Below are 13,304 nucleotides of genomic sequence, written 5' to 3' on the forward strand. Positions count from 1 at the left end.
AATGGAAATAGGGTTCTATTCGGCCAGATAGTTGCCAATGCCGACAATAACTGTCGAGAGAACTACCATAGTAATGCCTAGTGAGATCGTCCGCATGGTTGGCTTGTTGGCACCCCGCCATTCGTGCAGGTAAAGGCCCCAAAAACTACTGAAGGCAATGATAAAAGCCATGTGCAGGGTCCAGCCCGAGAAACGGTATTCGCCCATTTTACTGTCGCCCATACCGTAGAAGAAGAACTGGAAATACCAGGTGAAGCCAGCCATAGCACAGAAAATAATATTTTTCAGAATGGGGGCGGACATGTTCCCATAGTCTGTATACGTTTTGTTGCGTATGTTCAGATAGATGGTCCAGATGGCGTTGGTGGTCAGCCCGCCGAGGAGAATAATGACCAGAGCGGCATTGTTCATGTACAGCGGATCGGTTCCATTCTTAACGGCCAGATCGGCAATGGGTTGCCCGGCGGTGAGGCCGAATGAAAAACAGGCGCTCATGATTCCCGAAAATATCGCCACCATTAGCCCTTTTCGAATATCAAATTCGGCAATAACGGCCTTTTTCTGTTCGTCAGTCAGTGACCGTTCTTTCATCATCCCGGCGATCCCGCAAATAGAAATGCCTAATACGCAAACGGCCAGCCCCAGCATAATGACCTGCCCGGAAGTTGTACCGACCAGGGTACCAAACTGCCCTTGCCAGATAGGCGGTACGAGTGTACCAAAAACGGCGCAAAGGCCCAGCGTAACGGCCATGCCGAGCGACAGACCCAGGTAACGCATGGCCAGGCCAAACGTCAGCCCACCAAAGCCCCATAAAACACCCCAGAAATACGTCCAGAAAATGGTGTCGCTGGACGACTTTGCCAGTACATCGAAGAGATTGGGCACGGTGAGTGAACCAAGCAGTAAAGGAGCGGCCAGCCAGGAAAACAAGCCACCAATGAGCCAGTAACTTTCCCAGGCCCAGCCACGGACTTTTTTGTACGGTAGATAAAAACTGCCGGAGGCAAAGCCCCCCAGCGCATGAAAGATAACACCCAGGAATACGGCCACTTTTCTTGATTTTTTTCGAATGTATTGACTCTCCTTACCAAAACTTACCTGTTCTCTCCTGCCCGTTAGCGGGGGGCATATCAATAAAATTATTTAATAACGCTAACAGGAGAGTACATGAAGCAGGAGAAAAAAGATTGCAGTTACTTTGTCTAAAACAAGATTGCTGACGGATACTACTTACTTATTTTCTATGAATACCACGCAAGCGTTCAATTATGTTAGCTACCTCTGGGATGATAAAAAGGCGGCAGAACTGGCTGGCGATGAAGTCGCCCTGTTTATTTACCGCTCAAATCTGCTCGGAGCCGACCTGCGCCTAACGAACTATGCCGGCGGAAATACATCGGTCAAGTTGATGGAAACCAATCCATTGACGGGCGAGCCGGTCGAGGTGATGTGGGTGAAAGGATCGGGTGGAGATATTGGTACATTGACGAAGAAAGGATGCGCTAACCTCTACGTGGATCGGCTTCATGCGTTGAAAAAACGGTACCGGGGCCTTGAGTTCGAAGATGAGATGGTTGGCCTGTTCGACCACTGCCTGTTCGACCCCAAATGTGCCGCTCCATCCATTGATACACCTTTACACGGCTTACTGCCTTTCAAACATATTGACCACCTGCACCCCGACGCGCTGATTGCCATTGCCGCGAGCCGCGATGGAGAAGCCATCATGCACGAAATCTGGGGCGACCAGCTGGCCTGGCTTCCTTGGCAGCGACCCGGCTTCGACCTGGGCCTGAAACTGGAAGAAACCGTTAAGAATAACCCGAATCTGCGGGGTGTTATTCTCGGCGGACACGGCCTGTTCACTTGGGGTGATACGTCTTACGAATCGTATATGAATACGCTGGAAGTCATCGAACAGGCTTCCGAATACCTGAACGCTAACTACGGTAAAAAACGGCCCGTATTTGGTGGCGCTGCCCGCGAAAATACCGATGCCGACACCCGTAAAACACAGGCCGCAGCACTCATGCCGGTTTTACGTGGTCTGGCTTCGGGTCACCGCCGGATGATCGGTCATTTTACCGACGATGAACGGGTACTCGAATTTGTTAACTCCAACGATCTGCCCCGGCTTGCGCGCCTGGGCACCAGTTGCCCCGACCACTTCCTGCGGACAAAAATCCGCCCGCTGGTTCTTGACCCCGAACAGCTTTCGGGTGAGGGCAGCAGCGCCTACCTGGAAAAGGCTTTTGCCGATTACCGAGCCGATTATGAAGCCTATTACGAGCGCAACAAGCATGACAATAGCCCCGCCATCCGCGATCCGAATCCGGTGGTGATTCTGTGGCCGGGCGTGGGCATGTTCACTTTCGCCAAAGACAAGCAAACGGCACGGGTGGCAGCCGAGTTTTATACCAACGCCATCAACGTAATGAAAGGGGCCGAAGCGGTTTCGGATTACGTCGGGCTGCCCGAGCAGGAAGCGTTTGATATTGAATACTGGCTGCTGGAAGAAGCTAAACTTCAGCGGATGCCAAAACCTAAACCACTGTCGGGCAAGATTGCCCTGATTACGGGCAGCGCCGGGGGGATTGGTAAAGCCATCGCCAAAGCCTTTCTGGCCGAAGGGGCTGTAGTCGTTATTAATGATAACGACGCCGATCGGCTGGCCGGTGCCAACGAAGAATTTCAGAAACAGTATGGTAAAGATGCGTACACAGCCGCTTTGCTGGACGTAACCGACTCTGGCACCATTGCCAATACCTACAGTGCCGCTGCACTCGCTTTTGGCGGGGTTGATATCGTGGTGAACTGCGCTGGCCTGAGCATTTCAAAACCCATTGAAGAGCATACTGAAAAGGACTGGGATCTGCTGTACGACGTGTTGGTGAAAGGCCAGTTCCTGGTAACTCAGCAAGCCGTTGAGGTGATGCGGAAGCAGAAACTGGGCGGTGATGTGCTGAACATCGTCAGTAAAAACGCGCTGGTTTCGGGCCCGAATAATGCCGGTTATGGCTCGGCCAAAGCGGCTCAGCTGCACCTGAGCCGCCTGAATGCCGCCGAACTGGGCAAAGACCATATCCGGGTCAATGTCGTGAACCCCGACGCGGTTATCTCCGACTCTAAAATCTGGGCGGGTGCCTGGGCTGAAGGCCGTGCCAAAGCGTATGGTGTTTCGGTAGAAGAACTGCCCGGTTTTTACGCCAAACGTACCTTGCTGAACGAAATCATTTTACCCGACGATATCGCCAATGCCTGCCTTGCCTTCGTAAACGGCTTACTGTCCAAGTCAACGGGCAACGTGCTGAACGTCGACGGTGGTGTAGCCATGGCCTTTGTTCGGTAAAAAAAGTGTCCGGTTTAGGGCTTTTAAACGACAAGCCCTAAACCGGACATCACAAATGGCCTGTACCAGCCCACAAATTTATTGGTGAGTTGATAAAACGGATCACGCGTAATTATCAACCGTTTCAAGGGTTTTCTGCATCACCCATTTTCATCGGGTGGTAATCCGTAATGGGCCATAAACCGTTAAATCCATCCGTAAACATAGTGGTGTGGTGGTGTTCTTTCTGATTTAGGATGTACGTCCTTACCTGAGGTATGTGTGATTCGCGAACCGAAAAAGCACCATAACCCGTTTGCCAGTCAAATGGAACAGTCGTCAGCTTCACCTGATTGAACGCATGTGATCTGCCGCCTTCAAGTTGTTTCATGACATCGGTGATGGATTTGCCTGGAGTAAGCAAAAACAACAAATGGACATAGTCCGCCACGCCACCAATACGTTGTATAAAGCACCCGTGTCAATGAACTGTTTGCGTAGGAACGGCTCTTTGTGATAACTGTATTAATTTCCATTATTCTTCTTAATGGATATAAAAGCATCTGAACCCTTATGAATCTCCAACCTGAACACATCGCCGAGTATAATCAGACGCTGCTGGAAGGTCACCAGCGTAAACTGTCCTACTGGACACAGGAGGTGGCTAAAGCGGAGCCCATTATTCAGAAACTCATTGCCTTTCAGATCGCTATTCCGAGCTGGGCGCTGGGAACGGGCGGTACCCGTTTCGGTCGGTTTCCGGGTGGGGGAGAGCCGCGCAGTCTGGAAGAGAAAATCGCCGATGTGGGCCTGTTGCATGCCCTGAACCGCGCCAGTGGTGCCATATCCCTGCACATCCCCTGGGACATTCCAACCGACCCGGAAGCCATCAAACAACTGGCCGCTCAGCATGGCCTGCGGTTCGATGCCGTCAACTCCAACACCTTTCAGGATCAGCCTGACGCCGAGCTGAGTTATAAATTCGGATCGCTCCAGCATGCCGACCCCGCCGTTCGTCGGCAGGCGATCGACCACAACATTGAGGTGATCCGGCATGGCGTGGCGCTGGGCTCTACAGCCCTCACCGTCTGGCTGTCGGATGGCTCCTGTTTCCCCGGACAGCTTAATTTTCGGAAAGCCTTTGACCGAACACTGTCGAGCCTGGAAGAAATTTACGCGGCACTCCCGGACGACTGGAAAGTATTTGTCGAGTACAAAGCCTTCGAACCTAACTTTTATTCGATGACCGTTGGCGACTGGGGCAGCAGCTTCCTCTACGCCAACAAACTCGGCCCGAAAGCCTATACGCTGGTCGATCTTGGCCACCACCTGCCCAATGCCAACATCGAGCAGATTGTCGCTATTTTACTCCATCAGGGTAAACTAGGTGGTTTCCATTTTAACGATTCCAAATACGGAGACGATGACCTGACGGCAGGCAGTATCAAACCATATCAGCTTTTCCTGATCTTCACCGAACTGGTCGATGGCCTGGATGCCAAAGGTATGAACCACGCTACCGACCTTGGCTGGATGATCGACGCCAGCCACAACGTAAAAGATCCGCTCGAAGACCTGCTTCAGTCGGTCGAAGCCATCCAGCTGGCGTATGCCCAGGCCCTGTTAGTGGACCGCGAAGCACTGGAAGAAGCCCGCGAAGCCAACGATGCCGTTCGGGCACAGGAGATTTTACAGGATGCTTTCCGCACAGATGTTCGGCCGCTGGTTGCTGAAGCGCGTCGGCGGGCCGGTGCATCACTGAACCCACTTGGCTTATACCGGCAACTGGACGTTCGCCAGCAACTGATCGGTGAGCGTGGTGCCAAAACAGTTGCTACGGGACTTTAACTTAATTATGAATGAGTGAATGATAGATTGAGTGAATAGCCGATGATCGCTTAATCACTACTTCGGTGGGTCTTATTATTCACTCATTTTATCGTTTACTGATTCATAATTGATACTTCATGACTACACCTGCTATTGCGGTTTTCGACATTGGGAAGACGAATAAGAAGCTATTTCTTTTTGACGAAAATTACCGGATTGTTCACGAAAGATCAGAGCAGTTTACGGAAATTCCGGATGAGGACGGAGACTTATGCGAAGATGTACATCGGCTCACAAACTGGGTGAAATCGTCGCTGGCCGATGTACTGGCCTTGCCCGACTATGACGTTCGGGCGGTAAACTTCTCGACCTACGGGGCCAGTATGGTTCATGTCGACGGCGAAGGGAAACCACTCTGTCCCCTCTACAATTACCTGAAAGCGTATCCGCCTGCACTCCTGCAGCAGTTTTTCGATGCCTATGGGCCGGAAACCAGTATAACCCGCAAAACAGCGTCACCTTCGCTGGGAAGCCTTAATTCCGGTCTTCAACTGTATCGGCTCAGGCACGAGCAGCCAGATGTGCTGGCGAAACTTGCCTACACGCTTCACTTACCGCAATACGTGAGCAGCCTGATTAACAACTGGCCGGTTTCTGAACTGACCAGCATCGGGTGCCATACCATGCTCTGGGATTTCGACCGGCAAGGGTATCATGACTGGGTTGATCGGGAAAATGTTGCCCCTTATCTGGCGCCCATCGTACCGTCAGATTCGGCCAAAGAGATTACAGTCAGCGGCAAATCCGTTCAGGTAGGGGTGGGTCTGCACGACAGTTCAGCGGCTTTGATTCCGTATCTGGCCTCCACACAGAACGAGGGTAATCCCTTCGTACTGATCTCTACCGGAACCTGGTGCGTAAGTATGAATCCGTTCAACAATAGCCCGCTCACAGCTGAAGAGTTGCAGTACGATTGCCTGAATTACATGCATTACAAGGGGCAGTCTGTCAAATCGTCCCGGTTGTTTGCCGGTTACGAGCACGAACAGCAGATCAAGCACCTTGCCGATCATTTTGCTGTTCCCATAGAGCACTATATCAAGGTGGGGTATAACCCCGAAACCATCGAGAAACTGCGTCAGCATGCCAGTCAGGTGACGACGGAAGACGATGCGAAAGGTAAACAGCTTTTGTCCATGCAAGGCTCTTTATTCGGGCAGCGTGATCTGACAGACTTTGCCGATTATGAGGAGGCCTATCATCAGCTAATCCTCGACATTGTGGCCCAGCAACTGGTTTCGACCAACCTGGTGCTGAACGATACGTCCGGCAGTCGCACGGTGGTAAAACGAATCCTTGTCGATGGCGGATTCGGGAAGAACCCGATTTACATGAACCTACTCGCCCGTGCCTTCCCCGACCTTGATGTGTATGCAGCCTCTGTGGCGCAGGCGTCGGCGTTGGGGGCAGCACTCGCTGTTCATCACCACTGGAATACGCGCCCCATGCCTGCCGATTGTGTGGAACTCAGGAAATACACGGCTTCTGTGGTCGCTTAAACGTAGCCCCAATTATCCACTTAATGATGCGTATTAACCCTTTGGCTGGTCGTCTGGGCTTGCTTATGCTGGTCGTAACTCTGACTGTACAAGCGCAGAAGTTACCTGCCAAGAAAGATATTCTGACAAAAATGACACTGGTCAATGCCTATTTTATGGCATCGTGGCCCGATCCCGGAAAAGAAATCGTAACCAACAAAACACGCCCCAGCAACATCTGGACGCGGTCGGTCTATTACGAGGGGCTGATGGCCTTGTATGGGATCGACAAAAAGAAACCCTACTACAATTACGCTGCTGAATGGGGTGAGAAGCACCAATGGGGCTTGCGAAGCGGTGTCAACACGCGCAATGCGGATGATCAGTGCTGCGGCCAGACGTACATCGACCTCTATCTGATTGATAAAAAGCCCGAACGGCTGCATGACATCAAAGCGTCTATTGACGCGATGGTGAAGAGTGATAAAGTGGACGACTGGAACTGGGTCGACGCTTTGCAGATGGCCATGCCCGTGTTTGCACAACTGGGTGTTCTGGAGAATGACCCGAGCTATTTTGAGAAGATGTACCAGATTTACATATACTCAAAAACCAAACACGGCGGCAATGGGCTTTATAACCCAAAAGACGGTTTGTGGTGGCGCGATAAGGATTTTGTGCCGCCCTACAAAGAACCAAACGGCAAAGATTGCTACTGGTCACGGGGGAACGGTTGGGTAGTTGCGGCTTTTGTTCGCGTGCTTGACATTATGCCGAAAGGGGCACCTCATCGAGACGAATACGAGAAAACGTACCTCGACATGATGCGGGCCCTTGCACCCCTGCAACGGACGGATGGCTTCTGGAATGTGAGCTTGCATGATCCTGCCAACTTTGGCGGAAAAGAACTTACTGGAACTGCCCTGTTCACCTACGGAATGGCGTGGGGTATCAACCACGGTTTACTGGACGGGGAAATCTACAAACCCATCATCGCCAAAGCCTGGAATGCCATGGCCTCTGAATCGGTACACCCGAATGGTTTTCTGGGGTACGTGCAGGGAACGGGCAAAGAGCCCAAAGATGGTCAGCCGGTAACCTACGACAGCAAGCCCGATTTTGAGGATTATGGTCTGGGCTGTTTTCTGCTGGCTGGTACGGAATTGTATAAAATGAAAAAATAGAAACGCGGATTTAACGATGGAAGAAGTAGCTTTTACCATGAAATTGAAGCCAGGCGTTGAGGCCGAGTACCAGCGCCGTCACGATGAAATATGGCCCGAGTTAACCCAGGCCCTTTTAGAGGCCGGTATTCGGGATTATTCAATCTACCTCGACCGCGCAACGGGAACCCTGTTCGCTGTTCAGAAACGACTGCCCAACCATACCACTGCCGATTTGCCCGGATTGCCCGTTATGAAGCGCTGGTGGGCTTATATGGCCGACCTGATGGAAACAAACCCCGACCATTCGCCCGTGGCTGTTCCCCTGGAACGGGTCTTTCATCAGGTGTAATAATTGGCTTGGGGGATATAGTCTGTTTGGTCATAGAAACAGTAGAGTATCAATAGAATCAGGCTATTGTGCCTGTACTAACAAAAAAGTTGGCTCTGCTGAGTAAGTACGCTCACTGATCGCATTTTGGAAATATGAAACTACACGCCTTTTACCTTTCTGTATTCTTTGCGGTATCCACTCGTGTCCTTCCGGCGCAACCCGCGAACCCAGCTGTTCTGAAAAGTGAATTTATTTATGAACAGGCCCCCTTTCCGGAATGCCATGCATCTACCATCGCAGAAACTCCCCAGGGGTTGGTGGCCGCCTGGTTTGGCGGAACCCGTGAGCGGCACCCGGACGTAGGGATTTGGGTAAGCAGCGCGGCCAAATCTGGCTGGACAACGCCCGTAGAAGTGGCAACGGGTGTTCAAACCGATGGCAAACGGCTGCCCTGCTGGAACCCGGTATTATTTCAGGTTCCCAAAGGCGAATTACTTCTGTTTTATAAAGTTGGCCCCAGCCCGTCTACCTGGTGGGGGATGCTAAAACGGTCGACAGACGGTGGGAAAAGCTGGTCGGCAGCGGAGCGGTTGCCGGAAGGAATTGCGGGTCCTATTAAAAACAAACCAGTTTTGCTGCCTTCGGGCGTGTTGCTGTGCCCAAGCAGTTCGGAAGATCATAACTGGCGGGTTCATTTTGAGCAGACCAGTGATTGGGGCAAAACATGGCAGCGAACGGAAGCAATCAATGACGGCGTGAACGATGGAGCCATTCAGCCCAGTGTGCTTTTTCACCCCGGTGGGCAGTTACAGGCACTTTGCCGGAGTCAGAAAACAGGATTCGTTGCCGAAACCTGGTCAAAAGACGGCGGCAAGACCTGGTCGCCCCTGCAAAAAACGACGCTGCCCAACCCAAATTCCGGAACGGACGCAGTTACGCTCGCCGATGGTCGGCAGGTATTGGTTTACAATCCGGTTTCGCCAACACCCGGTAAGTCTGGTGGTCCTCGTACGCCACTTGAAGTCGCTATTTCAAGCGATGGTAAAAGCTGGAAGACCCTGGCTGTGCTCGAAAATACGCCCGGTGAGTATTCCTATCCGGCGGTCATTCAAACTGCCGATGGACTCTTACAGATAACCTATACCTGGAAACGTCAGCGAATCAGACACGTGGTTGTCGACCCTAAAAAAATGTCGTAGCTACTAGAGTTCTGACACTTCTCGGCGAAAGCTTTTTAATGATCAAATCGTAAAAAACGGTCTGACGCCTGGCGTCAGACCGTTTTTTTGTAAAATTTTTGAATTGGAATAGGGGTACGTCTCGATCTGGTTGTCATGAATGGCAAACACGCAGTCTGTCGGACAAATGGGTGTCTGGAGCTGTGTGGTCGAATAGTAAAACAAATACAACCAGTTGTTATGAAATCAACATCCAGCCAAATGCTCAATCTCATTTTAATCGCTTTAGTATTCAGCTTGGCCAGCTGTTCATTAATCCGTGAGGATGTCGGCCCGTATCAGAGCGGTACGCAAATATATGCTTTTAGCGGGTTTGACCGGGTCGATATGGGAAGTGCTTTCAACATCACCGTACAGCAGGGGAACGCCTTTGCGGTGATGGTAGAAGGCGACCGGCGCAATCTGAATGACCTTGATGTGTATACGCGTAATGGTACGCTGTATGCCCGGTACCGGACCTCCCGTCGGCGGGAGTACCAGAATGCGTTTACGATTACAATGCCAACGCTACGGGGTGTTGATTTTTCGGGCGCCAGCCGCTCGACGGTTAGTGGTTTTTCCAATCTGGAAAATCTCGACGTCTCCTTATCGGGTGCTTCCGAAAGTCAGGTTTCAGTTCCGGCCAGTCGGCTGAGTCTTGTCTTGTCTGGTGCTTCTGTGTTGCATTTAACCGGCCAGGGAACTTCCCTCACAAGCGATCTGTCGGGTGCATCATTAGTACAAGCGTTTGGCTACCCGGTAGAACATGCAGATGTGGAGGTTTCGGGAGCCAGTAAAGCGAACATTAGTGTGGGCACCACACTAGTTGTTAAGGCAAGTGGTGCCAGTACCGTACGTTACAGGGGTTCACCTACGGTGCGGCAACAACTGAGTGGTGCCAGTTCTGTGCAGAAAGAATAAGGTAATGGCCGATTAACTTGCCAAGAGTTTCATAGAAATGAGAGGCCTTTACTCGATAGTGAGTTAAAGGCCTCTCATTTCTATGAAACTCTTCATCAGATACTTATGGTTGAACGGCCGCTGTACTATCCGCTTTCTTTTTGGCTTCTTCTTTAGATTTTTTCTTAAAGAAGCCGCGCAGCAGGAAATTACTTTGAGCCGCTTTGAGGTCTTCATTGAGCAAAACGGATCCCTGGCTTAAGTTCTTCAACGTAGTCCGGAGATTGGCGGCCGTTTCCTGATCGGTGAGCAGCACCCCCAGTGGGCTGTTCGTATTGTTCAGCTTCTCCGAAGCTCGGTTCAGGTTTTGAGACGTTTGCCCAAGCGTAGCTACCGTTGTATTTGCTGATTTAGCCGCGCCCTCAAGGGAGGCCGCGGAGCGGCTCAAGCGTCGGAACACCGTGGTGTCGGTTACTAATTCATGTGCCAGTGTCCCTTTCGTATTCAGGCGAGCGGCAAACTGCGAAACGGAACCCGTCATTTTTACGGTATTGCCAGATGCCAGTTCAAGATTACGCATCGCCTTCTTGAAATTCTCGGCTACCAGCGAATCGGTCAGAACCGCACCTACTGTACCTTTCCCACGCCGGAGGTTGCCAACTAGTTCTTTGAAATCGTTGGTTACTTTGAGCAGGTTATTGTTGTTTTCCTGCAAGGTTGCCATGATCTGGTCGGAACTTAATGCGGCCGAAGTTTTGATGCGGTCGCCGTCTTCCACCTGTGGATGGCTGGTGGTGCCGCCCGCAATCACAACAATCTTGTTGCCGATAAGACCGTCGGAGCTTATCGTGGCGTCGGCGTCTTTCCGGATATACTGTTGCGAGCTTTCCTCAATGCTCATGTCGACCTCGACCTGTGCGTTGCCGAAAAAGCTGATTCGTTTAACGGTACCGATTTTTACGCCCGAAAACCAGACGTTGTTACCTACTTTGAGGCCACCCACGTCTTTGAAAACAGCCATAAGTTTAAAGCTCTTCGTGAAGCGTTTTTGTTGACCGCCCAGTACAAACACCCCGGCAACGAAAATGATGATGCCCAGCAGGACAAAGATGCCAACGACAACGGAGCGTTTGTTCGATTCTGTACTCATTGAATGGTTTTGATTTTAATGTACGGTATACTGTTTATAGTGGTGAATGTTATAAACCGTATACAGAAAACTGGAAACGCACCAGACTGTTTAATTCACAAACTTGTAATTATAAAACTGTTGTATTCGCTCATCGGGATCGGCAAATACATCCTCAAAAGTGCCTACTCGCTCAAACTTCCCATCGAGCAGCATGGCTACCCGGTCGCCGGTAGTTTTGGCGCACGTCAGGTCGTGGGTAATGATGATGGATGTCGCCCCGAACCGCTCCCGAACTTCATTGATGAGGTTATTGATTTCAATACTCGTGATCGGGTCTAAACCAGCCGTTGGCTCGTCGTAGAGCATGATATCGGGCTTCAGGATCAACGTTCGGGCAATGCCAATCCGCTTGCGCTGCCCGCCCGATAGCTCAGATGGCATCTGGTTGATGGTTTGCGACAGGCCGACATCGTCGAGGGCTTCTTCAACAGCTTTGTCAATCTCTCCGCGGCTCAGGTTCCGGACGTTCCGCACCAGCGGGAACTCAAGATTTTCGCGGATGCTCATGCTGTCATACAGGGCGCTGCTCTGAAACGAGAATCCTACTTTTTGCCGGAACAAATCCAGTTCTTTCCCCTGTAATGTCTGTACATCCTGCCCAAGAACCAGGATACTGCCGGCATCGGGTTTAAGCAGGCCAACCATCAACTTAATCAAAACCGATTTACCCGTGCCAGAACGGCCTAGTACAGCTACATTTTCGCCCCGGTTTACTTCCAGATCTACACCTCTCAGGACGTGCAGATCGCCGAAGGACTTCCGGAGCCCTTTAATTGAAATTACTGGTTCAGTAGATGATGTCATAGTTTGATGAGTGAATGGGAGAATGAATGATTGAATAAGTTCAGGGAATTGTCAATGGTGCCAGATTGCCACTTTACGAAGAAATCTATGCCCTGTTGTAGGCCGTCATAGGCGTCAATGCCCTTCCTTTCATTCACTCATTCACATAATCTATCATTCAAAATTGTATTAACTTCCCCGAATCGCTCCTACGATTTGCAGCGAAAGGAGTTCTTCGATGAATACTAGAAACATGGATGTAACAACGGCTGAGTTAGCCGCCTTGCCTACGCCTTCGGTACCTTTTGATGAATGATAGCCTTTGTAGCAGCCAACCATGCCAATGGTAAAGCCAAAGACGATTGATTTCAGTACGGAGGCAAAAATATCCAGGTAGGTAATTGCGCCGAATACTTCCTGCATGAACGACGTAAAACTGGTTTGTTCGTTCTGGTTAACATTGATATACGCACCGATGAGACCCACGAATATGGTGTACATCGTCAGCAACGGAATGGTAAACGACGTGGCCAGTACACGGGTAACAACCAGGAATTTGAAGGGGTCGGTGCCGGAAACTTCCATGGCGTCGATCTGTTCGGTTACGTTCATCGAGCCTAATTCTGCGCCAATGCTCGACCCCACTTTCCCTGCAGCAATAAGTGCCGTCACAAGCGGCCCCAGTGCCCGAACAATGGCAATGGCAATGAGCGATGGCAACCACGACGTAGCGCCAAATTCAGACAAAGACGGGCGGGACTGATTCGTGAAGACAATACCCGTGATAAAGCCCGTTGTGGAAATCAACAGCAACGAACGGAAGCCGACTTCGTAGCATTGGCGAACAATCTCTTTAAATTCGTAGGGAGGCAAAAGAGCTTCCCGAAAGAAACGGCCGATAAACGACGAAACATCCGCCAAACCAAGTAAAAATCTATCAAGGCGTCGTGTAACAACGGGCCGATCTGAAACACGATCAGTAGGTTTTGTAGTATCAGACTGCATTCAAAAAATGG

12 protein-coding genes are annotated in these 13,304 nt (G+C 51.0%); 7 read left to right on the top strand and 5 right to left on the bottom strand.

Annotated features, from left to right (window positions below):
* Positions 1-15 precede the first annotated feature (15 nt).
* Complete coding sequence (gene rhaT / locus NT073_RS16890; RefSeq protein WP_297375693.1) at positions 16-1,053, bottom strand: L-rhamnose/proton symporter RhaT; 1,038 nt, start codon at positions 1,051-1,053, stop codon at positions 16-18.
* Positions 1,054-1,246: 193 nt separating this feature from the next.
* Here rhaT and NT073_RS16895 point away from each other — a divergent pair, with 193 nt between their 5' ends.
* A complete protein-coding gene (locus NT073_RS16895; RefSeq protein ID WP_297375695.1) occupies positions 1,247-3,352 on the top strand; it encodes a bifunctional aldolase/short-chain dehydrogenase in 2,106 nt (701 codons plus the stop codon).
* Between the two features lie 124 nt (positions 3,353-3,476).
* On the opposite strand, the gene NT073_RS16900 is transcribed toward NT073_RS16895, so the two are convergent.
* Entirely contained in the window at positions 3,477-3,800 is a 324-nt protein-coding gene (locus NT073_RS16900; protein ID WP_297377047.1) for a transposase, read from the bottom strand.
* A gap of 104 nt (positions 3,801-3,904) precedes the next feature.
* Between NT073_RS16900 and NT073_RS16905 the strand changes: the two genes are divergently transcribed.
* The 6 genes from NT073_RS16905 (at position 3,905) to NT073_RS16930 (ending at position 10,334) form a co-directional block, all read left to right on the top strand.
* A complete protein-coding gene (locus NT073_RS16905; protein WP_297375698.1) occupies positions 3,905-5,179 on the top strand; it encodes a TIM barrel protein in 1,275 nt (424 codons plus the stop codon).
* A 119-nt stretch (positions 5,180-5,298) separates the two neighbouring features.
* Positions 5,299-6,720 (top strand): FGGY family carbohydrate kinase, encoded by a 1,422-nt coding sequence (locus tag NT073_RS16910; protein ID WP_297375701.1) that lies wholly within the window; start codon positions 5,299-5,301, stop codon positions 6,718-6,720.
* A 26-nt stretch (positions 6,721-6,746) separates the two neighbouring features.
* Positions 6,747-7,883 carry a glycoside hydrolase family 88 protein gene (locus NT073_RS16915; protein WP_297375703.1) on the top strand — a complete coding sequence of 379 codons (1,137 nt, stop codon included), beginning with the start codon at positions 6,747-6,749 and terminating at the stop codon, positions 7,881-7,883.
* Between the two features lie 16 nt (positions 7,884-7,899).
* Positions 7,900-8,214 carry an L-rhamnose mutarotase gene (rhaM, locus tag NT073_RS16920; protein ID WP_297375705.1) on the top strand — a complete coding sequence of 105 codons (315 nt, stop codon included), beginning with the start codon at positions 7,900-7,902 and terminating at the stop codon, positions 8,212-8,214.
* A 134-nt stretch (positions 8,215-8,348) separates the two neighbouring features.
* On the top strand, positions 8,349-9,395 hold the full coding sequence (locus tag NT073_RS16925) for a sialidase family protein (RefSeq protein ID WP_297375707.1): 1,047 nt from the start codon (positions 8,349-8,351) through the stop codon (positions 9,393-9,395).
* Positions 9,396-9,635: 240 nt separating this feature from the next.
* The gene (locus tag NT073_RS16930; protein WP_297375709.1) at positions 9,636-10,334 is read left to right on the top strand and encodes a head GIN domain-containing protein; all 699 of its coding nucleotides are present in this window, start codon (positions 9,636-9,638) and stop codon (positions 10,332-10,334) included.
* A gap of 103 nt (positions 10,335-10,437) precedes the next feature.
* Here NT073_RS16930 and NT073_RS16935 read toward each other — a convergent pair whose 3' ends face one another.
* From NT073_RS16935 to NT073_RS16945, 3 genes are all read right to left on the bottom strand, one after another.
* Positions 10,438-11,463: an MlaD family protein gene (locus tag NT073_RS16935; RefSeq protein ID WP_297375711.1), complete on the bottom strand. Its 1,026-nt coding sequence runs from the start codon at positions 11,461-11,463 to the stop codon at positions 10,438-10,440.
* Between the two features lie 90 nt (positions 11,464-11,553).
* Entirely contained in the window at positions 11,554-12,309 is a 756-nt protein-coding gene (locus NT073_RS16940; protein WP_297375713.1) for an ABC transporter ATP-binding protein, read from the bottom strand.
* 168 nt (positions 12,310-12,477) lie between these two features.
* Positions 12,478-13,293, bottom strand: a complete 816-nt coding sequence (locus NT073_RS16945; protein WP_297375715.1) for an ABC transporter permease — start codon at positions 13,291-13,293, stop codon at positions 12,478-12,480.
* Between the last annotated feature and the right edge of the window lie 11 nt (positions 13,294-13,304).

This window comes from Spirosoma sp. (assembly GCF_026391055.1).
GTDB lineage: Bacteria > Bacteroidota > Bacteroidia > Cytophagales > Spirosomataceae > Spirosoma.

Excerpts from the sequence above, each read along its gene's own strand:
- rhaM (WP_297375705.1), top strand. The coding sequence starts at position 7,900 with ATGGAAGAAGTAGCTTTTACCATGAAATTGAAGCCAGGCGTTGAGGCC.
- NT073_RS16925 (WP_297375707.1), top strand. The coding sequence starts at position 8,349 with ATGAAACTACACGCCTTTTACCTTTCTGTATTCTTTGCGGTATCCACT.
- NT073_RS16895 (WP_297375695.1), top strand. The coding sequence starts at position 1,247 with ATGAATACCACGCAAGCGTTCAATTATGTTAGCTACCTCTGGGATGAT.
- NT073_RS16940 (WP_297375713.1), bottom strand. The coding sequence starts at position 12,309 with ATGACATCATCTACTGAACCAGTAATTTCAATTAAAGGGCTCCGGAAG.
- NT073_RS16905 (WP_297375698.1), top strand. The coding sequence starts at position 3,905 with ATGAATCTCCAACCTGAACACATCGCCGAGTATAATCAGACGCTGCTG.
- NT073_RS16945 (WP_297375715.1), bottom strand. The coding sequence starts at position 13,293 with ATGCAGTCTGATACTACAAAACCTACTGATCGTGTTTCAGATCGGCCC.
- NT073_RS16910 (WP_297375701.1), top strand. The coding sequence starts at position 5,299 with ATGACTACACCTGCTATTGCGGTTTTCGACATTGGGAAGACGAATAAG.
- NT073_RS16935 (WP_297375711.1), bottom strand. The coding sequence starts at position 11,463 with ATGAGTACAGAATCGAACAAACGCTCCGTTGTCGTTGGCATCTTTGTC.
- NT073_RS16915 (WP_297375703.1), top strand. The coding sequence starts at position 6,747 with ATGCGTATTAACCCTTTGGCTGGTCGTCTGGGCTTGCTTATGCTGGTC.
- NT073_RS16930 (WP_297375709.1), top strand. The coding sequence starts at position 9,636 with ATGCTCAATCTCATTTTAATCGCTTTAGTATTCAGCTTGGCCAGCTGT.